This is a genomic window from Shewanella sp. HN-41 (assembly GCF_000217915.1).
Taxonomy (GTDB): Bacteria; Pseudomonadota; Gammaproteobacteria; order Enterobacterales; family Shewanellaceae; genus Shewanella.
In genome coordinates this window covers 1-23902 of record NZ_AFOZ01000036.1, presented here as the reverse complement: position 1 = coordinate 23902, position 23902 = coordinate 1, and the positions used below count along the sequence as shown (strand labels likewise).

The 23902-nt window shown below is 47.2% G+C and carries 19 protein-coding genes and 3 tRNA genes; 19 read left to right on the top strand and 3 right to left on the bottom strand.

Features of this window, described 5'->3' with window-relative positions; all coding sequences use genetic code 11:
* Window positions 1-558: 558 nt before the first annotated feature.
* A complete protein-coding gene (locus SOHN41_RS13325; RefSeq protein WP_037459154.1) occupies window positions 559-2265 on the bottom strand; it encodes an amidase in 1707 nt (568 codons plus the stop codon).
* 77 nt (window positions 2266-2342) lie between these two features.
* On the bottom strand, window positions 2343-3455 hold the full coding sequence (aguA, locus tag SOHN41_RS13320) for an agmatine deiminase (RefSeq protein WP_007649816.1): 1113 nt from the start codon (window positions 3453-3455) through the stop codon (window positions 2343-2345).
* Window positions 3456-3936: 481 nt separating this feature from the next.
* Between aguA and mazG the strand changes: the two genes are divergently transcribed.
* The 11 genes from mazG to rpoS all read left to right on the top strand — a co-directional run bounded on the left by mazG (window position 3937) and on the right by rpoS (window position 14290).
* Window positions 3937-4803 carry a nucleoside triphosphate pyrophosphohydrolase gene (mazG, locus tag SOHN41_RS13315; RefSeq protein ID WP_007649815.1) on the top strand — a complete coding sequence of 289 codons (867 nt, stop codon included), beginning with the start codon at window positions 3937-3939 and terminating at the stop codon, window positions 4801-4803.
* A 116-nt stretch (window positions 4804-4919) separates the two neighbouring features.
* Window positions 4920-6557, top strand: a complete 1638-nt coding sequence (locus tag SOHN41_RS13310; protein WP_007649814.1) for a CTP synthase — start codon at window positions 4920-4922, stop codon at window positions 6555-6557.
* A 215-nt stretch (window positions 6558-6772) separates the two neighbouring features.
* On the top strand, window positions 6773-8068 hold the full coding sequence (gene eno / locus SOHN41_RS13305; RefSeq protein WP_007649813.1) for a phosphopyruvate hydratase: 1296 nt from the start codon (window positions 6773-6775) through the stop codon (window positions 8066-8068).
* 99 nt (window positions 8069-8167) lie between these two features.
* Window positions 8168-8467 carry a cell division protein FtsB gene (ftsB, locus tag SOHN41_RS13300; RefSeq protein ID WP_083820786.1) on the top strand — a complete coding sequence of 100 codons (300 nt, stop codon included), beginning with the start codon at window positions 8168-8170 and terminating at the stop codon, window positions 8465-8467.
* A gap of 62 nt (window positions 8468-8529) precedes the next feature.
* Window positions 8530-9237: a 2-C-methyl-D-erythritol 4-phosphate cytidylyltransferase gene (gene ispD / locus SOHN41_RS13295; protein WP_237703923.1), complete on the top strand. Its 708-nt coding sequence runs from the start codon at window positions 8530-8532 to the stop codon at window positions 9235-9237.
* Between the two features lie 41 nt (window positions 9238-9278).
* On the top strand, window positions 9279-9764 hold the full coding sequence (gene ispF / locus SOHN41_RS13290) for a 2-C-methyl-D-erythritol 2,4-cyclodiphosphate synthase (RefSeq protein WP_007649810.1): 486 nt from the start codon (window positions 9279-9281) through the stop codon (window positions 9762-9764).
* 21 nt (window positions 9765-9785) lie between these two features.
* Window positions 9786-10865 carry a tRNA pseudouridine(13) synthase TruD gene (gene truD, locus SOHN41_RS13285; protein ID WP_007649809.1) on the top strand — a complete coding sequence of 360 codons (1080 nt, stop codon included), beginning with the start codon at window positions 9786-9788 and terminating at the stop codon, window positions 10863-10865.
* Window positions 10862-11611 (top strand): 5'/3'-nucleotidase SurE, encoded by a 750-nt coding sequence (surE, locus tag SOHN41_RS13280; protein WP_007649808.1) that lies wholly within the window; start codon window positions 10862-10864, stop codon window positions 11609-11611. The genes truD and surE overlap by 4 nt, the downstream gene beginning before the upstream one ends.
* Entirely contained in the window at window positions 11608-12243 is a 636-nt protein-coding gene (locus SOHN41_RS13275) for a protein-L-isoaspartate(D-aspartate) O-methyltransferase (RefSeq protein WP_007649807.1), read from the top strand. Before surE ends, SOHN41_RS13275 begins: the two co-directional genes overlap by 4 nt.
* 90 nt (window positions 12244-12333) lie before the next feature.
* Window positions 12334-13230: a peptidoglycan DD-metalloendopeptidase family protein gene (locus SOHN41_RS13270; protein WP_007649806.1), complete on the top strand. Its 897-nt coding sequence runs from the start codon at window positions 12334-12336 to the stop codon at window positions 13228-13230.
* A 79-nt stretch (window positions 13231-13309) separates the two neighbouring features.
* Window positions 13310-14290, top strand: a complete 981-nt coding sequence (rpoS, locus tag SOHN41_RS13265; protein ID WP_007649805.1) for an RNA polymerase sigma factor RpoS — start codon at window positions 13310-13312, stop codon at window positions 14288-14290.
* A gap of 95 nt (window positions 14291-14385) precedes the next feature.
* Here rpoS and mutS read toward each other — a convergent pair whose 3' ends face one another.
* Window positions 14386-16956, bottom strand: a complete 2571-nt coding sequence (gene mutS, locus SOHN41_RS13260) for a DNA mismatch repair protein MutS (protein ID WP_037459148.1) — start codon at window positions 16954-16956, stop codon at window positions 14386-14388.
* A 378-nt stretch (window positions 16957-17334) separates the two neighbouring features.
* Here mutS and recA point away from each other — a divergent pair, with 378 nt between their 5' ends.
* The 8 genes from recA (at window position 17335) to SOHN41_RS13220 (ending at window position 23894) form a co-directional block, all read left to right on the top strand.
* On the top strand, window positions 17335-18408 hold the full coding sequence (recA, locus tag SOHN41_RS13255) for a recombinase RecA (RefSeq protein ID WP_007649801.1): 1074 nt from the start codon (window positions 17335-17337) through the stop codon (window positions 18406-18408).
* Between the two features lie 17 nt (window positions 18409-18425).
* Window positions 18426-18893 carry a regulatory protein RecX gene (locus tag SOHN41_RS13250; protein WP_420705324.1) on the top strand — a complete coding sequence of 156 codons (468 nt, stop codon included), beginning with the start codon at window positions 18426-18428 and terminating at the stop codon, window positions 18891-18893.
* A 291-nt stretch (window positions 18894-19184) separates the two neighbouring features.
* Window positions 19185-21809 carry an alanine--tRNA ligase gene (alaS, locus tag SOHN41_RS13245; protein ID WP_007649797.1) on the top strand — a complete coding sequence of 875 codons (2625 nt, stop codon included), beginning with the start codon at window positions 19185-19187 and terminating at the stop codon, window positions 21807-21809.
* A 9-nt stretch (window positions 21810-21818) separates the two neighbouring features.
* Window positions 21819-23075, top strand: a complete 1257-nt coding sequence (locus tag SOHN41_RS13240) for an aspartate kinase (protein ID WP_007649796.1) — start codon at window positions 21819-21821, stop codon at window positions 23073-23075.
* A 118-nt stretch (window positions 23076-23193) separates the two neighbouring features.
* Entirely contained in the window at window positions 23194-23391 is a 198-nt protein-coding gene (gene csrA, locus SOHN41_RS13235; RefSeq protein WP_007649794.1) for a carbon storage regulator CsrA, read from the top strand.
* Window positions 23392-23596: 205 nt separating this feature from the next.
* Window positions 23597-23688 (top strand) — tRNA-Ser (locus tag SOHN41_RS13230).
* A gap of 22 nt (window positions 23689-23710) precedes the next feature.
* Window positions 23711-23787, top strand: a tRNA-Arg gene (locus tag SOHN41_RS13225).
* A 30-nt stretch (window positions 23788-23817) separates the two neighbouring features.
* Window positions 23818-23894 (top strand) — tRNA-Arg (locus SOHN41_RS13220).
* The last annotated feature ends 8 nt before the right edge of the window (window positions 23895-23902 follow it).

The following is a 23902-nucleotide window of genomic DNA, read 5'->3' as shown; positions in this document are numbered from 1 at the left end:
GGCCGAGGTCATCAACAAACTCCACACAGACAAAATTCAAGATAATTTAAAGCCTAGTAGAAGGGGCTGAAAAACACAAAAAGATGTGGCTGTCCCCGTTTTTTCCCGTTTTTCCGGCCGAGGTCATCACAAACTCCACACAGACAAAATCAGGATAATTTAAAGCCTAGTAGAAGGGGCTGAAAAACACAAAAAGATATGGCTGTCCCCGTTTTTGTTTTTTAGTAGAAGCCTCAGAGATGCTTCTTTTAAAAGGAATTGGCGGCGTATCTCTGAGGAAACAATGACAATAAGTACAGCACACCTGACGACAAAGTTATCTTGCTTTGGGGCATAAACAAGTTAGGACATATGTTCCATTCAGTATTAGTCGTTTTTGTATGAGTTAGCGTTTGAGTTCAGTTAACTGCAAAGTCTTGCCTCTGACTTTCCGTTGGCGTTAAAAAACGGGATTGGTATCTTAATGCCAATCCCGTTTTTAATTACTCAGTGCTTACATTTAGCGCTTAGGCAAAGTTCTTAGGCTTATTGCTTTGCCTGAGTTCTTAGGCTTAGCACTTATTGACCAAGCTTTGGTGTGCGTGGCGGAACCATACGCTTATTGCCCGTCGATTCGAATGCGCCCGCAAACTTCAGCAGATTGTTATCGTCGTAGGCACGGCCCACGAAGGTCAATCCCACTGGCATACCGATATCGGCCATCACGCCCATAGGCACAGTCACAGTCGGCACGCCTAAATGGCGAATTGCGAGGTTACCGTTTGCCACCCAAACCCCGTTGCTCCAAGCGATATCGGCGGAGGCCGGATTCACATGGGCATCGGCGGGGCCGACATCGGCCACGGTCGGGAACAGCACGGCATCGAGCTTAAGTCCGTCCATCCAGTCTTCGAGATCCAGCTTACGGGTCTTCTCTAAACCACGCAGACCATCAGGAATACTGTCGATCTGGTCATAGGATTTCAGGCCGCGTTTGGCCATGTTGACATACTCTTCCATGCCAGCCGCTAAGTCACCCTCACGGTTTGGCAAGGTGCCTAAATCGTGTGGGAAAATCAGATAGCCGTTAACATCTTCAAGCTTGTTGAGTTTAGGGTCGTTGTTCGCGCGCAGGAATTCATCGAACGCCCAACCCGAGAGTTCCCATAATTCATCATGGAGGAATTGAGGCGTGACTATGCCACGGTTAAACACGGTCGGCGCACCGGGGCGGTCGCCTTCACAGTTAGACACCAGAGGAAAATCGACTTCAATCACTTCGGCGCCAGCGGCTTCTAGGGCTTTACGCGCCGCTTCCCACAAATCGATAACCGATTGGCGAGTATGGATACGTTGACCCGTTGGCCCACCGATACCTGGGTTTTCGCTGGTTCCCGCGAGTTCATCTTTGTTGATGTACATGCGCGGCACGCCAAAACGCTTACCCTTAAGGGTGTCGGCGCTAGCCACCAGCGCCAGATAGGATTCTGGGCGAACGCTAGAAGCTTTAGGGATTTGAACCCAAGGTTGCAGGCGCCAGAGGTCGCCACGGGTAATAGGGTCATCTGCCACAATCACATCCAGCACTTCGAGCATATCCGCCATAGTGCGAGTATAAGGCACGACCACGTCCATGGTTGGGGTTAATGGCCAGTTGCCGCGCACCGAAATCACCCCGCGAGATGGCGTATAGGCACACAAACCGTTGTTGGATGCAGGGCCACGACCACTCGACCAAGTCTCTTCGGCAAGACCGAACGCCGAGTAGCTTGCCGCGGTTCCAGTGCCCGCTCCGTTGGAAGAACCCGAAGCAAAGGGCGCCGTCAGATAGTTCGCATTGTAGGGACTTTCGGCTCGGCCATAGTGACCACGCTGCATGCCGCCATTCGCCATCGGTGGCATATTGGTTTTGCCTAAGCAAATAGCACCCGCGGCGCGTAGGCGCTCCACCGCGAAGGCATCATATTGAGCCACTAAATCCTTAAAGGCTGGGCTGCCAGACGCCGCCGTCAGCCCCTTCACCAAATAGCTGTCCTTAGCGGTGTAAGGAATACCATCGAGTGGGCTTAAGGTTTCGCCACGGGCACGGCGCGCATCGGAAGCCTCGGCCTCTTTCAACGCATCGGGATTGTGTACCACTAACGCATTCAGCTTAGTCTCAGTGGCCGGGCCATCGTAGGCCGCCACTCGAGCCAAATAGGATTTTACCAACTCAACCGCAGTCGTACGGCCGGATTCGAGCGCTTCACGCAGCTCGGCAATGGAAACTTCAGTTACTTCAAACATCTTACGCCCTCCCGCAGAAAGCCAATTGTGGTGCAATAACAGTGACATCGAGCGTCATACTGTTCTCCTTGTTGTACTTACTTTCCAGAAGGGAGCTGCTGGGTAATACAATGGATATTGCCGCCACCTAATAAAATCTCCCGAGCGGGTACGCCAACAATCTTGTACTCAGGGAAAATCTCCTGCAGTTTTTGCGCGGCGATATCGTCGGTTGCAGGGTCAAGCAGGGGGAATACGATACGATCGTTGGTGATTAAAAAGTTCACATAGGAACCCGCTAAGCGCTCGCCCGCAGTGCGCGGTACGCCAGTGCCTTCTGTCACGCCTTTTGATTCTTCTTCGGTGCAATACAGAGGACCCGGTTGTGGCAGCAGGTGAATTTTTAACTTGCGGCCTTGGGCGTCAACTGTGTTTTGCAACACATCCAGCGCGGCTTTCGAGCGTGGATATTGTGGATCGGTTTCATCGTCGGTCCAGTGCAGGATCACTTCACCAGGGCGCGCGAAACAGCACATGTTGTCGATATGGCCGTCGGTTTCGTCCATATATACGCCCTCTTCCAACCAGATAAACTGCTTAACATTCAAATAGTCACGCAGTAAGGCTTCGATCTGCTCTTTAGTCAGATCCGGGTTACGGTTGGCGTTAAGTAAACATTCTGCCGTGGTCATACAGGTGCCTTCGCCATCGACATGGATAGAGCCACCTTCGAGGATCAGCGGTGCGCTATAACGGGCAAAACCATGTTGCTTGAGCATTTGTGCGGCAACCAGTTCGTCCTTATCCCATGGGAAATACAGACCACCGTTATGACCACCCCAAGCATTGAAACCCCAATCAACGCCACGGCATTCGCCCTCGGCATTAACGACCACAGTGGGTCCAGTATCGCGAGCCCAGCAATCGTTGCTATCGATTTCAACCAGAGTCACGTGGGAAGGCATCACTTTTTGAGCTTCAGCTAAAAAGGCGTGAGGTACGCCCATAAACACGGGAGTGGCACCACCGATGGCATCGGCCACCTTAGCAAAGGTCGCTTGAGCATAAGCACCTGCTGAGCGCCAGTTATCCGGACGATATGGCCAAATCATCCATACGGCTTGCTGCGCCGCCCATTCGGCGGGCATATAAAAACCATCCTGTGATGGCTTAGTGGTTAACTGCGTGGCATCCACATTCGCGTTTGTCATGAGTTTTGTCTCCAAAATCTATAAGGGTGTACGCTCCATTTAGGGCGACAGAATAGAAATACACCTAACATTATCAAATAAATAAATCGAATAACCGCATTCATCACGTGCACAGTTAGGTCAAAATTGCCACGTATTCATTCGGTGAGTTTTAGCTTCGTTGAAATATTGCGGTATCTTATCATTTAAGACGGCTTGCGCTAAATACTTGTATGCAGGGCATAGATGAAGAATTTGTAGGCTAAGAAGGTTGTAAATTTATTGCTCATTATATGAGGGCAATCATAAAATTGGGCAGATACTCTTTCGTTTAATAAGTCACTAAGACCCTCATTCAGGATCAAAATAGCGCTTTTATTTTACCTAACTTATCATTACCCCTTTATTGTGGTATCTCGCTAAAAAGCACTGCTGGGGTGTATTCTTTTTGCTCTTCCTCAGTATTCGCCCGTTTCAGTATTTATCTTTAAAGGATATAAGCATGACTTCCCATACCGCTCAATTAACCTCATTTTCCACAACGGATGTTGAGCCGCTACTTAAGATTATGGAAAAACTGCGCGATCCGCAGACGGGTTGCCCTTGGGATAAAACGCAAACTTTCCAAACCATAGTGCCTTTTACCCTAGAGGAAGCCTATGAAGTCGCCGATACCATTGAGCGTTTAGCCTGGGATGAGTTACCCGATGAACTTGGGGATTTATTATTTCAGATCGTATTCTATTGTCAGCTCGGTAAAGAGCAGGGGTTGTTTGATTTTGCCACTGTGATTGAAAAAATCAGCGACAAGTTAACCCGTCGCCATCCCCACGTGTTTGGTGAGCAAAATGTACAAATGGACGATAGCGCCCAAGCGATGAAAGCCAATTGGGAGGCGATTAAAGCGAGTGAGCGTGAGCAAAAGGCGCTGCAAGTTGCTGGTGAAACCCAAGCTGATACTGTGGTTTCTGCGTTAGACAATATTCCGCGCACACAACCGGCGCTGTCGCGCTCAATCAAAATTCAGCAAAGGGTGGCGCGGGTCGGTTTCGATTGGGCCGAGCTTGAGCCCGTGGTCGCTAAAATCCACGAAGAAATCGATGAAGTCTTGCATGAAGTGAATCATTTCGAGCAAGACCCGGCTAAAGTGCAGTCCGAAATGGGCGACTTGCTGTTTGCGGTAGTGAATTTAGCCCGTCATCTAAAGGTCGATCCAGAGCAAGCCTTGCGCCAAGCCAACCTTAAATTTGAACGTCGTTTTCGCGGCGTAGAACAGTTGGCGAGTGAGAGCGGTAAAAGCATGGAAGAACACACATTAATGGAACTTGATGCCTATTGGGACCAAGTAAAAGCGACGGAGACGAGATAAACGGCAAATTATCCCGATTGGTGTTTGTCGAATCGTGCCGCCTTTGGTATACTACTGCCCCGTCCTAGTGCTTTCTTACAAGCACGTATTTTCAAACTCATTTTCTCAGGTTCAGCATGACTACAAGGTATATCTTCGTTACTGGTGGCGTTGTTTCATCACTAGGTAAAGGCATTGCAGCTGCGTCATTAGCCGCAATTTTAGAGGCCCGCGGTCTCAATGTAACCATCATGAAACTGGACCCATACATTAACGTTGATCCGGGTACCATGAGCCCAACCCAACATGGCGAAGTATTTGTGACTGAGGACGGTGCAGAAACAGATCTCGACTTGGGTCACTACGAGCGTTTTATCCGTACTAAGATGAACCGCCGTAACAACTTCACTACCGGTCGTATTTACGAAGAAGTATTGCGTAAAGAACGTCGTGGCGATTATTTGGGCGCAACCATTCAGGTTATCCCACATATCACTAACGCGATTAAAGAGAAAGTACTAGCCGGTGGCGAAGGCCATGATGTGGCTATCGTCGAAATCGGCGGTACTGTGGGTGATATCGAATCCTTGCCGTTCCTCGAGTCTATCCGTCAACTCGGTGTTGAGCTGGGTCGCGACCGTACTCTGTTCATGCATTTAACCTTAGTGCCTTTCTTAGGTGCTGCAGGCGAAGTGAAAACTAAGCCAACTCAACACTCAGTGAAAGAGCTGCGTTCTATCGGTATTGCACCAGATGTGTTGGTTTGCCGTGGTGACCGTGCGATTCCTGCTAATGAAAAAGCCAAAATTTCGCTATTCTGTAACGTCGAAGAGCGTGCGGTGATTTCATTAAAAGATGTTGATAGTATTTATAAAATCCCAGCTTTGTTACGTTCACAAGGTTTGGATGACTTAGTGGTTAAGCGTTTCGGTTTAGAATGCCGTGAAGCTGACTTATCTGAGTGGGAAAATGTGATTTACCAAGAAGCTAATCCAAACGGCGAAGTCGTGATTGGTATGGTGGGTAAATACATCGAGCTGCCAGATGCCTATAAGTCAGTTAACGAAGCATTAAAACACGCGGGCCTTAAAAACCGCGTATCTGTGACCATCAAGTACATTGATTCACAAACCGTAGAAGCCAAAGGCGATGAAGTCCTACAGGGCTTAGACGGTATCTTAGTACCAGGCGGCTTCGGCGAGCGTGGTGTTGAAGGTAAGATACTGGCGGCGAAATTTGCCCGTGAAAACAAGCTACCGTATTTCGGTATTTGTTTAGGTATGCAAGTTGCCTTGATTGAATTTGCACGTAATGTCGCTGGTATGGCTGATGCTCATTCAACTGAATTCAATAAAGAAACGCCATATCCTGTGGTTGGTTTGATCACCGAATGGGTTGACGAAGAAGGTAACCTAGAGCAGCGCCATGAGGCATCTGACTTAGGTGGCACTATGCGTTTAGGCGCCCAGTTATGTCATTTACTCGATGGTTCTAAAGCGGCTCAGGCCTATAAAGGCAGCACTTGTATTGAACGCCACCGTCACCGTTACGAGGTGAACAACAAGTATAGAGAACGTTTAGAACAAGCGGGCATGGTGTTCAGTGGTTTGTCCTCCGATCGTAAGCTGGTGGAAATGATCGAATTAAAAGATCACCCATGGTTTGTAGCAGGTCAATTCCATCCTGAATTCACCTCAACTCCGCGCGATGGTCACCCATTGTTCGAAGGCTTTATTGCCGCAGCGAGCGCACATCAAAAACGTGATCTAAAGTAAGAAAATTTAAGGCCGGACCCACGACAGTGAGGCCGGCCTTTTGCTACACTCAAGCCGCTTAAACCTGAGTGAGAACTCGTACCCATGTGTATAAACGACATGCGTATAGACGGAAATAGTAAACGGAATTTAAAGATTTTAGTCGTGCTTTACATCTGTTTATTCCCATAGGTATTGGTTTTTTCTTTTATTTTTAAACTTAAATCGAGGGTAATATGGCTAAGATTATTAACGTGATTGGCCGCGAGATTATGGATTCTCGTGGTAACCCAACAGTTGAAGCCGAAGTGCATTTAGAAGGTGGTTTTGTGGGTATGGCTGCGGCGCCTTCTGGTGCATCAACCGGTAGCCGCGAAGCGTTAGAATTACGTGATGGCGACAAGAGCCGTTATTTAGGTAAAGGTGTATTAACGGCTGTTGCCAACGTAAACGGTGTCATCCGCGCTGCGTTATTAGGCACAGATGCCAGTGCACAGGCTGAACTTGATCAAATCATGATCGACTTAGATGGCACAGAAAACAAGGACAAGTTAGGCGCTAACGCGATTCTGGCTGTGTCTTTAGCCGCTGCCAAAGCAGCCGCAGCATCTAAAGGTATTCCTTTATACGCGCACATCGCCGAATTGAACGGTACACCAGGCCAATATGCTATGCCTGTGCCTATGATGAACATCTTAAACGGTGGCGAGCACGCGGATAACAACGTTGATATCCAAGAGTTTATGGTGCAACCCGTTGGTGCTAAAACCTTCCGTGAAGCACTGCGTATGGGCGCTGAAATATTCCATACTCTTAAAAAAGTACTACACAACAAAGGGTTAAGCACTTCAGTTGGTGATGAAGGTGGTTTTGCGCCTAACTTAGCTTCAAATGCCGATGCTTTAGCGGTAATTAAAGAAGCCGTTGAACTGGCGGGTTACAAGTTAGGTACTGATGTGACTTTGGCACTCGATTGCGCCGCATCTGAATTCTACAAAGATGGCAAATACGATTTAGCGGGTGAAGGCAAAGTATTCGACTCGAACGGCTTCTCTGATTTCCTTAAATCATTGGCGGAGCAATACCCAATCGTGTCTATCGAAGACGGTTTAGACGAGTCAGATTGGGATGGTTGGGCGTACCAAACTAAGATCATGGGCGACAAGATCCAATTAGTGGGCGACGATTTATTCGTGACTAACACTAAAATCTTAACCCGTGGTATCGAAAACGGTATCGCTAACTCAATCCTCATCAAGTTCAACCAAATCGGTTCATTGACTGAGACTTTAGCCGCCATTCGCATGGCGAAAGAAGCGGGTTACACGGCGGTTATTTCACACCGTAGTGGTGAAACTGAAGATTCAACTATTGCTGACTTAGCCGTAGGTACTGCTGCTGGCCAAATCAAAACCGGTTCACTGTGCCGTTCTGACCGTGTGGCTAAGTACAACCAATTGCTACGCATCGAAGAGCAATTAGGTGAAAAAGCGCCATACCGTGGTTTGAAAGAGATCAAAGGTCAGGCGTAATTTAACGTCTGATGTAAAAAGGCCACCACTTGGTGGCCTTTTTTGTTGTACTATCTGCAGTATATTTTTTTAATCCAAGATACTGACGTTAATTCCTCCATGAAATTTTTTGTCATTGCACTCATAGTGCTACTCGGTTTGCTGCAATACCGGCTGTGGTCGGGAGATAACAGCCTGCCCGAATACTTTGTCCTGCAAAAACAGATTGCGGCTCAACAGGAAGGCAACGCTAAACTCAATGAGCGTAATCAAGTGCTTAAGGAAGAAATTATCGACCTTAAAAGTGGCACTGAAGCCATTGAAGAACGTGCCCGTAACGAGCTTGGTATGGTCAAAGAAGGTGAGACCTTCTACCGGGTTGTAGGCGGTGAACGCTCAGTATCGAATCCTTCACAGTGATGGAGCCAATGCGTATGGATATCGCATTAGAAGTGGATAAGCATTCAGAAAGCCAACCCCAAATGGCCGGGATCGCTGCTCATAAGCTTCACTCGGTTGTGGCGATAGTGCCAGCGGCGGGGATCGGCGCCCGTATGGGAGCGGGCAAGCCAAAGCAATATTTAGAGTTATTAGGCCAAAGCATACTGGCCCATACCTTAGATAGGCTATTGTCCCATCACCAGATCACCCAAGTCATTGTCGCCCTGCATCCAGAAGACACTTTTTTTGAGACTTTACCCCAAGCCAAGCACCCTAAATTAGTCACAGTGTTAGGCGGCGGTGAGCGTGCCGATTCGGTATTGGCGGCATTGCAGCAAGCGCCAGAACACAGCTGGGCTTTAGTACATGACGCGGCAAGACCATGTTTAACCGAAGGGGATATCGATAAGTTGCTGGCATCGAGAACACTGTTTCCCCAAGGAGCCATTTTGGCTATGCCAGTGCGTGATACCATGAAACGTGCCGATGCACGGGGGGAGATCTGTGCAACTGTCTGTCGTGATAATCTATGGCATGCATTGACACCACAATTATTTCCCACATCCCTGCTGAAATCGTATCTGCAAGGCGCCATCGCCGCGGGTGTCTTGGTAACGGATGAAGCCTCGGCTATGGAATGGGCGGGGATCTCACCAGGGCTGGTTTCGGGGAGAGCCGATAATATTAAAGTAACTCATCCAGATGATTTAGGCTTGGCAGAGCTTTTTTTGATGCGAGCCACTAAGTAATTTATATAAAATTAAAGATAATCAATTTGTTAGGTGGATAAATGAAAATCCGTATCGGCCATGGTTTTGATGTTCACAAATTTGGCGAAGCGCGACCATTAATTTTATGTGGTGTTGAAGTGCCCTATGAGACTGGACTCGTTGCACACTCCGATGGTGACGTGGTTTTACATGCGATTTCCGATGCCATACTTGGCGCACTGGCGCTAGGGGATATAGGCAAACATTTCCCCGATACGGATGCCGCTTATAAAGGCGCAGATAGTCGCGTATTACTGCGCCATTGTTATGGGTTAGCAACCGCGAAAGGGTTTGAGCTAGGCAATTTAGACGTCACTATTATTGCCCAGGCACCTAAAATGGCACCTCATATTGACGCCATGCGTCAGGTGCTTGCCGCCGACTTAAGTACTCCATTAGGTGATATTAATGTCAAAGCTACCACAACTGAAAAGTTAGGTTTTACCGGGCGTAAAGAAGGCATAGCGGTAGAAGCAGTTGTCTTGATGAAACGTATACAAGATTAATTAACGAGATAAATAAGTCCCATGAGTGAACTCCATTACCTATACGGCAAGCCACTTGGCAGCGCAGATTTACGTACTCATAATAGCGATTTTATCGTGAAAGAGATTTTGCCTTTTAGCCCTACAGGCGAAGGGGAACATCATCTGCTGCATATCCGTAAAGATGGACTTAATACGGTTCAAGTGGCTGAAATGATAGCCAAGTTCGCAAAAGTGCATCCAAAGGAAGTGACCTACGCGGGTCAGAAAGATAAAAATGCCATCACGGAACAATGGTTTGGTGTACGCATTCCGGGTAAAGAAACTCCCGCTTGGGCAGAACTCAACAGCGAGCGATTAACGATTCTCTCTAGCAGCCGTCATAGCAAAAAATTACGCATCGGCGCACTGCTGGGTAATCGATTTATCCTGACGTTACGTAATGTCACCCATGTTGAAGATATTATCGGCCGTATCGAAAAAGTGAACCAAATAGGCGTACCCAATTATTTTGGTGAGCAACGCTTTGGCCACGATGGTAAAAATTTAGTTTTGGGACGCCAAATGTTGGCCGGCAAAAAGGTCAAAGACAGAAATAAACGCAGCATGTATTTATCTGCCGTGCGCTCAAATCTGTTTAATACCGTCGTGTCATACCGTTTAGCCAACCATGGTACTAAGCCTTTAGCGGGTGATTGTGTGATGTTGGCGGGGAGCAAAAGTTTCTTCGTCACACCCGAATGGGATCTTGTGGTGTTGAAACGTCTGATTGAAAAAGATATTCAACTTTCAGCGCCATTATGGGGTCGCGGCATGATGTTACCTCAAGGTGAAGCCGCCATGGTGGAAACCGCCGCGATGGCTGAATTAACGGATGATTGTTATGGCTTAGAACACGCGGGATTGGAGCAAGAACGCCGACCATTACTTTTAGAACCACAAGGACTTAAATACGAGCAAACGGAAGACGGACTAGTGCTGGAGTTTATTTTGCCCGCGGGGAGTTTTGCGACTTCCTTACTCAGAGAGTTAGTCAATTATCAGGATGTAAAAGAGCAGCAATGGCAGGCAACGCTCTCCCCTGAGGTGAAAATGGCTAACGGCAGTGATGAAGCATCATGATCCGCATTCTTGTCAGTAACGATGATGGCGTCAACGCGCTCGGGATCAGAGTCTTAACCGAAGCGCTTGCTGAAATTGCCCATGTGATGACAGTCGCACCCGATCGTAATTGTTCTGGCGCAAGTAACTCTTTGACCTTGACTAATCCATTAAGAATTAATAGGTTAGATAATGGTTATATTTCAGTGCACGGCACTCCCACCGATTGTGTGCACTTAGCCATTCGTGAGCTTTGTGAAGGTGAGCCCGATATGGTGGTTTCGGGTATTAATGCGGGTGCGAATATGGGGGATGACACCTTATATTCGGGCACAGTTGCGGCGGCGATGGAGGGACGGTTTTTAGGCTTCCCTGCGGTGGCGATTTCGCTTAATGGTCGAGAGGGCAAACATTATCACTCGGCGGCCGTTTATGCTCGTCGTATTGTACAAGGATTGTTAGCACACCCCTTGGCAAGTGACCAGATTTTAAATATCAATGTGCCAGATTTACCCCTCGAAGAAATCAAAGGGATCCGAGTGACGCGGCTTGGCGCGAGGCATAAAGCCGAAGGGATAGTGCGAACCCAAGATCCCGCAGGACGGGAAATCTTTTGGTTAGGCCCTCCTGGTCTTGAGCAAGATGCGACCGAGGGGACGGATTTTCATGCTATCGCTAATGGTTATGTTTCTATCACCCCTTTAACGGTAGATCTCACTGCATATAGACAATTATCGGCATTGCAAAATTGGGTAGATAAAATATGACTCGAATTGCCTCAACATCGGCGGTGAATTTAGCTAAAAAGCTCCATGATACGGGGATCCGTAATCAAGCCGTGTTGAAGGCGATTTCACAAACGCCGCGGGAATTGTTCCTCGATGATGCATTAGCCCATAAAGCCTATGAAAATACCGCCTTGCCCATAGGGCAAGGGCAAACCATTTCTCAGCCCTATATCGTGGCTCGTATGACAGAGCTCATACTACAAAACCAGCCGCAAAAGGTGCTTGAGGTGGGAACTGGGTCGGGCTATCAGGCGGCGATTTTGGCGCAATTAGTGCCAGAGCTTTATACCATAGAGCGGATTAAAGGGCTGCAGATCCAAGCTCGGCAGCGATTGAAGCGACTCGATCTCCATAATGTGTCCTTCAAATATGGCGATGGTTGGCAAGGTTGGCAAAATCGTAGCCCCTTTAACGGCATTATGGTGACGGCTGCGGCCTCAACTGTGCCGGAGGCTTTATTATCCCAGTTAGCCGACGGTGGCGTGTTAGTGATCCCTGTTGGTGAAGAAACGCAGCAATTAATGCGGATCACCCGTCATGCTGATCGTTACAGTTCCGAGATCGTTGAAATGGTGAAGTTTGTGCCCCTAGTTAATGGTGAACTCGCTTAACATTTGCAGCCTTGTCTAAGGTGGGAAATCGTGGTGAGAAATGATTTCTCCCATAGTTAACAGTGATACAGCTTAGGAAAGGAGTTTTTATTGTCGAATGCGGGTTTATTTTTAAACCTTGGTTTGTTGTTTATGCTTGTAGGTTGTAGCTTTCAGGCGAGCCGTCCCGCACCTGTCGAAAGTCTTTCCCACAGTTATTCAAAACATAACAAAGGGCACATTAAATCAAATTCATATAAAGTTAAAAAAGGCGATACGCTCTATTCAATTTCATGGGCGGCGGGCAAGGATTTCGCAGAAATAGCCAAAATTAATCAATTAGATAAATCGTACACTATCTACCCTGGGCAGGTTTTATATTTAACCGAAACCCCGTCAGTGCCTAAATCAAAAACGACAACTTTAAGTGGAAATAACTCGATAGCCAAAGGGCGAGGTGAGGTTAATTCCTCTATAAAACAATCTAGTAGTGATAATTCGAACGTAAAATCTCCATTAAATGATCCACAGAAAAAAACACTTGATCAGAAAGCGAAGCCTGCGTATTCTGCAACAAGTACCCAACAAAATATTAACCCTTTAATCGTTGCCCCCACCTCGACACTGCCGGACAGTGTGAGTCAATGGCAATGGCCCGTAAAAGGTAAACTGATTGGGACTTACTCTGCCAATGAGCAGGGGAATAAAGGTATTAAGATTGCGGGAAGACGTGGAGATATCATCAAAGCCGCTGCAGATGGGCGGGTGGTATATGCAGGTAGTGCGCTTAGGGGATATGGTAATTTAGTCATCATTAAGCATAGTGATGATTACCTTAGTGCTTATGCTCACGCAGATCAGATCTTAGTCACTGAAAAGCAACATGTCCTAGCGGGACAAACAGTTGCAAAAATGGGCAACACAGGCACTAACCAGATAATGTTGCGATTTGAAATTCGTTATCATGGTCAATCTGTAAACCCACTTAATTATTTACCTAAGCAATGATTGTTTAGGGCCTTGTTGGCATGGAGGAGATAGAATTGCAGTAATTCAAGCAGTTAAATTAGGTTTGGGAGATTTGATCATGAGCCGCATAAATAGCACTGCCGCAGAAGAACTAGTAGATTTTTCCGTAGAAACCGCAGAATTTGATCTCGAAAAAGAGGATATTGCCACCGATTTAGTTCAAGAACTTGGGCTAGAACAACAGGTTCAAGATGACCTGCAAAAAAACCTTGATGCCACTCAACTCTATTTAGGTGAAATAGGGTTTTCCCCACTGCTTAGCGCAGAAGAAGAAGTATATTTTTCCCGTAAAGCCTTAAAAGGCTGCGAAAAATCCCGTAACCGCATGATCGAGAGTAACTTAAGGCTTGTCGTGAAGATTGCCCGTCGTTACAACAATCGTGGTCTTGCGCTGTTAGACTTAATCGAAGAAGGTAACTTAGGATTGATCCGCGCAGTAGAGAAATTCGATCCCGAAAGAGGGTTCCGCTTCTCTACCTATGCGACTTGGTGGATTAGACAAACCATTGAACGTGCGATTATGAATCAAACACGCACTATTCGCTTGCCTATCCATGTTGTAAAAGAATTGAACGTGTATTTACGTACTGCCCGGGAGTTAGCACAAAAGCTGGATCATGAGCCCACAGCGGAAGAGATTGCTGAAAAACTGCAGGTTTCCAGTGCCGACGTGAGTCGTATGCTGAAGTTGAATGAGAAAATCACCTCTGTCGATACGCCTTTGGGGGGCGATAATGACAAAGCTCTGTTAGATGTGCTGGCGGATGATGATAACGTCGGCCCAGACTATAAAGTGCAGGATGAAGATATTTCTAACTCTGTCGTCAAATGGTTAAACGAGCTCAATACTAAACAAAGAGAAGTGCTAGCGCGTCGATTTGGTCTACTGGGGTATGAACCATCCACTTTAGAAGATGTAGGAGCTGAGATAGGCTTAACCCGTGAACGTGTACGTCAAATTCAGGTTGAAGCATTAAAACGTCTACGTGATCTGCTCGGTTCACAGGGGTTATCAGTTGAAGCGTTGTTTAGAAATTAATGTCTTTTGGAAGACTTAATTTTAGGTTTACCTTAGAGTCCTTCGTATATAAACGCCCACCTAAGTGGGCGTTTTGTTATCTAAAAATCAATAAGTTAACTTAAACGTTTTAGCTCATACAGTAAATCAAGGGCTTGCTTAGGCGTTAAATTATCGGGATTGAGCGCCTGCAATTTGGTGAGAGCGGGGTTCTCTGCGGGTTCAGGTAGGGCGAGTAAGGCTTGAATGGGCGTTTTTGTGCCCTCAAGCTGATGATCTCGATTTTCTAATTGCTGCAATTTGTGTTTTGCCGCCTTAATGACTTTCGCGGGTACGCCCGCGAGTGCCGCAACCTGTAATCCATAACTCTTGCTGGCAGCCCCTTCTTGCACTGCATGCATAAAGGCGATGGTATCCTCATGTTCTATTGCATCTAAATGGACGTTATAGACGCCAGACATCAGCTCTGGTAATTGGGTTAGCTCGAAATAGTGCGTGGCAAACAACGTCATAGCGCCGACCTGCTGGACAAGATATTCAGCAGCGGACCAAGCTAAAGACAAGCCATCGTAGGTTGATGTTCCGCGGCCAATCTCATCCATTAATACTAGGCTGTGAGCCGTTGCGTTATGGAGGATGTTGGCGGTTTCTGTCATTTCGACCATAAAGGTTGAGCGACCTGAGGCCAGATCGTCCGATGCACCAATACGGGTAAATATTCGATCAATGGGCCCTATGACAGCCCGCTCTGCCGGTACAAAACTGCCTATGTGAGCCATTAGGGTTATCAAGGCGACTTGACGCATATAGGTCGATTTACCGCCCATATTCGGGCCTGTGACAATCAACATGCGCCTTTGATTGTGTAAGGTGACCGGATTGGCGATAAACGGTGTTTGACTTACACGTTCAACAACAGGGTGGCGACCCGCATCGATTTTCACCCCAATTTCAGTACTGAGTTCGGGGCAGGTATAACCTAAGGTTTCGGCACGTTCGGCAAAGTTACTCAATACATCGAGTTCGGCAGCGGCTCTAGCAAAGGCTTGTAATTCGTGCAATTTAGGCAAAATGAGATCGAATAGTTGTTCCCATAACTGCTTTTCGAGGGCTAAAGCTCTACCTTGGCTGGAAAGGACTTTTTCTTCATATTCCTTAAGTTCGGGAGTGATATAGCGCTCCATATTCTTAAGGGTTTGGCGGCGCTGATAATTCAGCGGCACTTGGTTTGATTGTAAGCGGCTGACCTCAATGTAATAGCCATGTACCCGGTTGTAGCCGACCTTAAGTGTCGCTATGCCTGTACGTTCTTTTTCCCTTGCTTCAAGCTGGACTAAATAGTCACTCGCCCCTTCGCTAAGGCCGCGCCATTCATCTAATTCAGCGTTATAGCCTTCACGGATCACGCCACCATCACGGATAAGCATAGGTGGATTATCGACAATCGCACGCTCAAGCAGGGTTTGCTCTGCGGGGAATTCGCCTAAATGCTGACGCAATTGAATCGTGTGTGGTGCGCTCAGTGTACTTAAACTCTGTTGTAATTCAGGTAATAAGTTCAACGCTTGACGTAATCGGGCAAAGTCCCTCGGGCGAGCAGTGCGAAGCGCCAGCCTTGCCATAATGCGCTCTATATCACCCAGGGCTTTTAGCTGCCCATGCAGCGCTTCATGTGTGTTGGTTTCAAGTAACTCATTCACTGCCATTTGACGGGCAATAATGGCGTTTGGATCCCTAAGGGGTTGATGGATCCAGCGCTGCAACATACGGCTGCCCATGGCGGTGGCAGTATTATCGAGCACGGCTGCTAGGGTGTTATCCCTGCCACCACTGAGATTTTGCGTCAACTCTAAGTTACGGCGAGTAGCCGCATCGAGGACTATGGTATCGGTCTGATTGAAACGGGTGATAGCATTGATATGGGGCAGGGCGGTGCGTTGGGTATCTTTAACATACTGCATCAAGCAGCCTGCCGCTTGCAGGGATAAGCGCGCATCACTAATACCAAAACCGTGCAGATCTTTAGTGCCAAATTGTGCGAGCAGCAACTTGATACTGGTATCGTAATCAAATTCCCACTCGGGGCGGCGGCGTTTACCTTTGAAATGTTGTAATAATTCCAGTGCGCCAAAGTCTTCACTGTAGAGAACTTCAACGGGATTGGTCCGTTGTAATTCGGCCTCTAAGGATTCTCGAGTCTCAAGCTCTGCAATCACAAATCGACCAGAAGAGACATCGAGAGTTGCATAGCCAAAGCCAACTTTCCCTTGATAAACAGCAGCTAATAGATTGTCTTGGCGCTCCTGTAAGAGGGCCTCATCGGTTAAGGTGCCAGGTGTCACTATGCGCACCACTTTACGTTCAACCGGACCTTTAGAGGTCGCGGGATCACCAATCTGCTCACAAATGGCAACCGATTGACCAATTTGAACCAACTTAGCTAAATAGCCTTCAACTGCATGGTAGGGGATGCCTGCCATAGGAATAGGATCACCGCCACTCTTACCGCGGGCAGTCAGCGAAATGCCCAATAATTCTGAAGCGCGTTTGGCATCGTCATAGAAGAGCTCGTAGAAGTCACCCATACGATAAAACAATAACATATCGTGATGCTCTGCTTTCATGGTCAAATATTGACGCATCATAGGAGTATGTTTTTCTAAATCATCGGTATCAATTACATTCATTAAATCGTTATCGTCCGTTGTGGCTGCCCTAAAGGCGATATCAATTGGTCTGGTAATGGCAAAAATGTCAGGGATTTTGGCCACTACTGCGCAAAATAAGTTGCGCCAATCTTAGCAATAATTTACTGAGAATTGAGCCCTAAACTGTGGATATTCGTTTATATAGTGATTTATCTGACTTAGAGTAATCTAAAAGCAGGTTAATTTGGGTAAATCCATTGACCTAAAAATAATTCAGCCACAGGTCTTGATACTGTATGATTGTACAGTATACTAGTCAGCAGATTAAGACAGAAAGCCTCGCTTTTTGAATTGCCCCGTTATTAAATTGAATATCACTTTTGACAGTACTGACACTGTCTAGATGAGGGAACAGGAATGAAGGTCGATCCAAATAAAGAGAAAGCACTTGCTGCGGTATTGAGCCAAATTGAGAAACAATTTGGTAAAGGCTCCATCATGAAGCTGGGCGAAGATCGCTCTATGGATGTTGAAACCATCTCTACCGGTTCGCTATCTCTGGACGTCGCCTTAGGTGCTGGTGGTTTACCTATGGGGCGTATCGTTGAGATCTATGGCCCTGAATCATCGGGTAAAACGACCTTAACACTAGAAGTGATTGCCGCAGCACAGCGTGAAGGTAAAACCTGTGCCTTTATCGACGCAGAGCATGCTTTAGATCCTATTTATGCCAAAAAATTAGGTGTAGATATTGATAATCTGCTTTGTTCTCAGCCAGATACTGGCGAGCAAGCCCTAGAAATTTGTGACGCCTTAACTCGCTCTGGCGCGGTGGATGTGATCATCGTTGACTCTGTGGCAGCGTTAACACCCAAAGCTGAAATCGAAGGTGAAATTGGTGACTCACACATGGGCTTAGCGGCTCGTATGATGAGCCAAGCCATGCGTAAGCTTGCGGGTAACTTAAAGCAGTCCAATACCTTACTTATCTTTATTAACCAAATTCGGATGAAGATTGGTGTGATGTTTGGTAACCCTGAAACCACCACTGGCGGTAACGCTCTGAAGTTCTATGCCTCTGTTCGCTTAGATATTCGTCGCACAGGCGCCATTAAAGACGGCGATGAAGTTATCGGCAACGAAACCCGCGTTAAAGTGGTTAAAAATAAAGTGGCTGCGCCCTTTAAACAAGCAGAATTCCAAATCCTTTATGGTCAAGGTATTAACCGCACTGGCGAGTTAGTTGACTTAGGCGTTGCCCATAAGCTGATCGAAAAAGCGGGTGCTTGGTATAGCTATAAAGGCGATAAGATCGGTCAAGGTCGCGCCAATGCTGGTAAATATTTGACTGAAAATCCAACCGTAGCCGCTGAAATCGATAAAACATTACGTGAGCTATTGTTGAGTAATCCTAGTGCACTGGCATCATCAGCATCCGATGATGAAAGCAGTGAAGGTAACATTGACTTAGAGACAGGCGAAATTTTCTGAACCAGTCAGCCCGTCAAATCGCGGTCGCGCTATTAGCGCGCCGTGATTACTCCCGCCAAGAAGTTTTCACTAAACTGCTCGAGAAAGGCTTCGAATTACCCGAGATAGAAGCCGCGCTAAATGACTGTGAGTCTGCGGGATTTATTAACGACAACCGTTATGCTGAGTTGCTTGTTCGTAGCCATATTAGTCGTGGGCATGGCGTTATTCGTATACGACAAGCTATTGCACATAAAGGGCTTTCCAAAGAGTGCATCGAAACCGCTATTGTCAATAGCGGTTGTGATTGGTTTGAATTAGCCAAAGATAAAGCGATCAAAAAGTACGGCAATCCTAAGGTAACAGCAGTCAAAGGTTCTAAATCATTAGCGCTGTTAACTAAAGAAAAGGCTAAGCGGGTGCGCTTTTTGCTCGGGCAAGGTTTCAGTTATGAACAGGTCATTTATGCGCTCGATTATGATCCAAGCGACGACTTCGATAACTGACCTCATTCCCTGCTTCGATCCGCTATTGAGTTAAGCATTTCCCGCCTGTTTCACACAACTTCTAGACCGAATGCGCGCTTTGTTTCATCTGTGTGGCCGCCTTATTCTTGGTATCAATTTGCTATAACCTATGCGCCATAGGAGATCTTACTTAAAATATTAAATTCCTGATGCGTATATCAGCAATCAAGGCTGGTCGTCCTTCCTCAGTCTGCTTATAATGCTGGGCAAATAGAAATACGGCTAGCCTAAGGCGTAGCTGGTAATGCTTACCCAATTCAGGACGATTTCATGTATCAAACGACAGCAGAGCTTAGAAGTGCTTTCCTCGAATTTTTCCGCAGCCATGGTCACCAAGTTGTGGACAGTAGTTCTCTTGTACCCGGCAACGATCCAACCTTGTTATTTACCAACGCCGGTATGAACCAGTTCAAGGACGTGTTTCTTGGCATGGACAAGCGTAGCTACACACGTGCGACCACTGCTCAACGTTGCGTTCGTGCGGGTGGTAAGCATAACGATTTAGATAACGTTGGTTATACTGCCCGGCACCATACCTTTTTTGAAATGCTAGGTAACTTCAGTTTCGGTGACTATTTCAAAGAAGAAGCGATCCGTTTTGGTTGGTCATTTTTAACTGAAACTTTAAAGCTGCCAAAGGAGCGTCTGTGCGTAACCGTTTATCAAACAGACGATGAAGCCTTTGACATTTGGAATAAAAAGATTGGTGTAGCCGCCGAAAATATCATTCGCATCGGTGATAATAAGGGCGCGCCATACGCTTCAGATAACTTCTGGCAAATGGGTGACACTGGCCCTTGTGGTCCTTGTACCGAAATTTTCTACGACCACGGCGATCACATCTGGGGCGGACGTCCTGGTAGCCCAGAAGAAGATGGCGACCGTTTCATCGAGATCTGGAACATTGTTTTCATGCAGTACAATCGTCAAGCCTCTGGCGAAATGTTGCCTCTGCCAAAACCTTCTGTCGATACAGGTATGGGGATTGAGCGTATTGCTGCGATTATGCAGGGCGTTCACTCAAACTACGAGATCGATATTTTCCGCGCCTTGATTGCCAAAACCGCCGAAATCATCGGTGTGACTGACCTATCCAACAAGTCTCTGCGTGTTATTGCCGACCATATCCGTTCATGTGCATTCTTAGTGGCAGATGGGGTGATGCCATCTAACGAAGGTCGTGGCTATGTGCTGCGCCGAATCATCCGCCGCGCCGTGCGTCATGGTAATAAGTTAGGAGCAACCGAAGCCTTCTTCCACAAGTTAGTGCCGACACTGATTGAAGTGATGGGTGATGCGGCTAAAGGTTTAGCTGAAACCCAAGTGATTGTTGAAAAGGCGCTTAAAGCGGAAGAAGAACAGTTTGCCCGCACACTTGAGCGTGGTTTAGGCATACTGGATAGCGCATTAAATGAATTGCAAGGCGACACCTTAGACGGTGAAACCGTCTTTAAACTGTACGACACCTATGGCTTCCCTGTGGATTTAACCGCTGACGTATGCCGTGAGCGCAATATCATCGTTGACGAAGCTGGCTTCGAGGCGGCGATGGCTGAGCAGCGTAGCCGTGCTCAAGCTGCGGGTAACTTCGGTGCCGATTATAACGCTGCACTTAAGATTGATGCTGAAACCGCATTCTGTGGTTATTCAGAACTCACTGGCAATGCCAAAGTCACAGCGCTTTATGTGAATGGTGAATCTGTGCTAGCGATCAATGCGGGTGATGAAGCGGTAGCCGTGCTCGATGTGACGCCTTTCTACGCCGAATCGGGTGGCCAAGTGGGTGACAAAGGGGTACTCGTTGCCCAAGATATTGAATTTGTGGTAAATGATACACAAAAATTTGGCCAAGCATCGGGTCATAGAGGTTCATTAACCGCTGGCAGCTTAAGTGTCGGCCAAGTTGTTGAAGCTAAAGTGGATAAGAAGTTGCGTCACCGTACTCAGTTAAACCACTCTGTGACTCACTTATTGCATGCTGCGCTGCGTCAAGTGCTCGGTACTCATGTCTCGCAAAAAGGTTCTTTGGTTGATCCTGAGCGTTTACGTTTCGACTTCTCCCATTTTGAAGCGGTAAAACCAGCGGAACTTAAGCAAGTCGAAGAATTAGTAAATACCCAGATTCGCCGTAACCACGAGCTGAAAACTGCTGAAATGGCGATTGATGAGGCTAAAGAAAAAGGTGCCATGGCACTCTTTGGTGAGAAATATGACTCGCAGGTGCGTGTGGTTACCATGGGCGATTTCTCTATCGAGTTGTGTGGTGGTACTCACGTTGGCCGCACAGGTGATATTGGACTGTTTAAGATCACCTCCGAAGGCGGTATTGCCGCGGGTGTTCGCCGTATCGAAGCGGTAACAGGTGCAGCAGCTATGGCCTACGTGGCTGAGCAGCAGTCTGAGCTTGAAGAAGCCGCTGCATTGCTCAAGGGCGATACACATTCGGTTGTGACTAAGTTAAAAGCCCAACTGGATAGAATGAAGCAGCTCGAAAAAGAAATGTCGCAACTGAAAGATAAGTTAGCGGCGGCAGCGAGTGCGGATTTAGCCGGTGATGCGGTTGTTGTTAATGGCGTTAACGTGCTGATTAAGAAGCTTGAAGGCGTTGAAGCTGGTGCACTGCGTGGCCTGCAAGATGAGCTAAAACAAAAGCTGAAATCCGCCGTTATCCTGCTAGGTGTTGCACAAGAAGGCAAAGTAAACCTTATCGCGGGTGTAAGTAACGATTTAGTCGGCAAAGTGAAGGCGGGCGAACTAGTTGCTATGGTTGCCGCACAAGTGGGCGGTAAGGGCGGTGGTCGTCCAGATATGGCGCAAGCGGGCGGTAGCCAACCAGAAAATTTGGATGCTGCACTGTCTCAAGTATTACCTTGGATTACTGAGCGTTTAGCTTAAGAGGTTGCTGTGCTCGAAAAACGAAAGCTTAGTGGTAGCAAGCTTTTTGTGAAAAAGTTTGGCGGCACTTCGGTAGGTTCTATTGAACGTATCGAAGTGGTTGCCGAACAGATTGCAAAGTCCGCCCACAGTGGTGAACAGCAGGTGCTGGTTTTATCAGCCATGGCAGGGGAAACCAATCGTCTTTTTGCGCTAGCGGCGCAAATCGATCCCCGCGCAAGTGCGCGGGAACTCGATATGCTCGTTTCGACGGGGGAGCAAATCAGTATTGCGTTAATGGCCATGGCACTGCAGCGTCGCGGTATTAAAGCTAAGTCGCTCACAGGGGATCAGGTTCAGATACATACCAATAGTCAGTTTGGTCGGGCGAGTATTGAGCATGTCGATACGGTTTATCTGGAGTCCTTGCTCGCCGATGGCATAGTGCCAATTGTAGCGGGATTTCAAGGTATTGACCCTTATGGTGACGTGACGACCTTAGGGCGTGGCGGTTCGGATACGACTGCGGTTGCCTTAGCCGCTGCGCTGAGAGCCGATGAGTGCCAAATTTTCACCGATGTGACTGGTGTGTTCACCACAGATCCTAATATTGATAGCAACGCCCGTCGCCTCGATGTGATTGGCTTCGATGTTATGCTCGAAATGGCTAAGCTTGGTGCTAAGGTACTGCATCCTGATTCCGTTGAATATGCCGAGCGATTTAGGGTGCCTTTACGGGTGCTCTCGAGTTTTGAAGCCGGACAGGGGACATTAATTCAATTTGGTGATGAATCTGAACTCGCTTTAGCCTCTTTAGTGCAGGGTATTGCGGTCAATAAAGCTTTAGCAACCTTTACCATAGATGGACTATTCACAACCAGCGAGCGTTATCAGGCTCTTTTAGCCTGTTTATCGCGTCTTGAGATCGATGTCGAGTTTATAACTCCCTTGAGACTGAATGAGGATAGCCCTTCAGAATGTGTAAGTTTTATGCTGGCGGAAGCAAAAGTGGATATTCTTTTACAGGAACTAGAAGCTTTAAGCGCTAGCCTTGATCTAGGCCAATTGATTGTTGAGCGTCAACGTGCAAAAGTATCTTTAGTTGGCAAAGGTTTACAGGCAAAAATTGGATTATTGACTAAGATGTTAGAGGTCTTGGGTAATGAAACAATCCATGCTAAGTTACTCTCGACGTCGGGGAGTAAGTTGTCAACCGTGATCGATGAAAGGGACTTACACAAGGCGGTTCGGGCGTTACATCACGCTTTCGAGCTAAATAAGGTGTAATTAAATAACCGTTTGAGTATTGAATACTATTAATTTGTACTAAGCTGACCTTATAATAAGCCCATCTACCGGATGAGTGCCGTGTGTAAGCTGAATTAGGAAATAAAGGAGTTATCGAATGCTGATTTTGACTCGTCGTGTTGGCGAAACACTGATGATTGGTGATGAAGTCACCGTTACAGTGCTAGGGGTAAAAGGCAATCAAGTGCGTATTGGTGTGAATGCACCTAAAGAGGTTTCTGTTCACCGTGAAGAAATCTATCAACGCATTCAATCTGAAAAATCGGGTTCGCCATCAGAAGGTGGAAACTTTTAATACTGCGTTTCGACGAGAGTATTATGGCAACTGAAGAGTCAGTTTTTAACTGGCTTTTTTATTTTTTTAAAGTGAAAGATTGGCGCAAATCAACGCATTGGCTTGATATAACAGCAATGTGATTAAAAACAGTCCAAATGGAATCTGTTTCAGAAAAAGGGTTTGACTTATTTTCGTCAAACAGTAATATGTGCGCCAAGAAAACGGAGAGGTGGCCGAGTGGCCGAAGGCGCTCCCCTGCTAAGGGAGTATGGGCTTTATCTCCCATCGAGGGTTCGAATCCCTCCTTCTCCGCCATTTCTTACCGATAGAAAACAGTGCGCATGTAGCTCAGCTGGATAGAGTACCTGGCTACGAACCAGGCGGTCGGAGGTTCGACTCCTTCCATGCGCACCATTTTTTATTGAAGCAAAAAAGATACAAGTCGCGCATGTAGCTCAGCTGGATAGAGTACCTGGCTACGAACCAGGCGGTCGGAGGTTCGACTCCTTCCATGCGCACCATCTCTGCA

Coding starts and splice junctions, on each gene's coding strand:
- SOHN41_RS13325 (WP_037459154.1), bottom strand. CDS start 2,265: ATGTTTGAAGTAACTGAAGTTTCCATTGCCGAGCTGCGTGAAGCGCTC.
- aguA (WP_007649816.1), bottom strand. CDS start 3,455: ATGACAAACGCGAATGTGGATGCCACGCAGTTAACCACTAAGCCATCA.
- mazG (WP_007649815.1), top strand. CDS start 3,937: ATGACTTCCCATACCGCTCAATTAACCTCATTTTCCACAACGGATGTT.
- SOHN41_RS13310 (WP_007649814.1), top strand. CDS start 4,920: ATGACTACAAGGTATATCTTCGTTACTGGTGGCGTTGTTTCATCACTA.
- eno (WP_007649813.1), top strand. CDS start 6,773: ATGGCTAAGATTATTAACGTGATTGGCCGCGAGATTATGGATTCTCGT.
- ftsB (WP_083820786.1), top strand. CDS start 8,168: ATGAAATTTTTTGTCATTGCACTCATAGTGCTACTCGGTTTGCTGCAA.
- ispD (WP_237703923.1), top strand. CDS start 8,530: ATGGCCGGGATCGCTGCTCATAAGCTTCACTCGGTTGTGGCGATAGTG.
- ispF (WP_007649810.1), top strand. CDS start 9,279: ATGAAAATCCGTATCGGCCATGGTTTTGATGTTCACAAATTTGGCGAA.
- truD (WP_007649809.1), top strand. CDS start 9,786: ATGAGTGAACTCCATTACCTATACGGCAAGCCACTTGGCAGCGCAGAT.
- surE (WP_007649808.1), top strand. CDS start 10,862: ATGATCCGCATTCTTGTCAGTAACGATGATGGCGTCAACGCGCTCGGG.
- SOHN41_RS13275 (WP_007649807.1), top strand. CDS start 11,608: ATGACTCGAATTGCCTCAACATCGGCGGTGAATTTAGCTAAAAAGCTC.
- rpoS (WP_007649805.1), top strand. CDS start 13,310: ATGAGCCGCATAAATAGCACTGCCGCAGAAGAACTAGTAGATTTTTCC.
- mutS (WP_037459148.1), bottom strand. CDS start 16,956: ATGAATGTAATTGATACCGATGATTTAGAAAAACATACTCCTATGATG.
- recA (WP_007649801.1), top strand. CDS start 17,335: ATGAAGGTCGATCCAAATAAAGAGAAAGCACTTGCTGCGGTATTGAGC.
- alaS (WP_007649797.1), top strand. CDS start 19,185: ATGTATCAAACGACAGCAGAGCTTAGAAGTGCTTTCCTCGAATTTTTC.
- csrA (WP_007649794.1), top strand. CDS start 23,194: ATGCTGATTTTGACTCGTCGTGTTGGCGAAACACTGATGATTGGTGAT.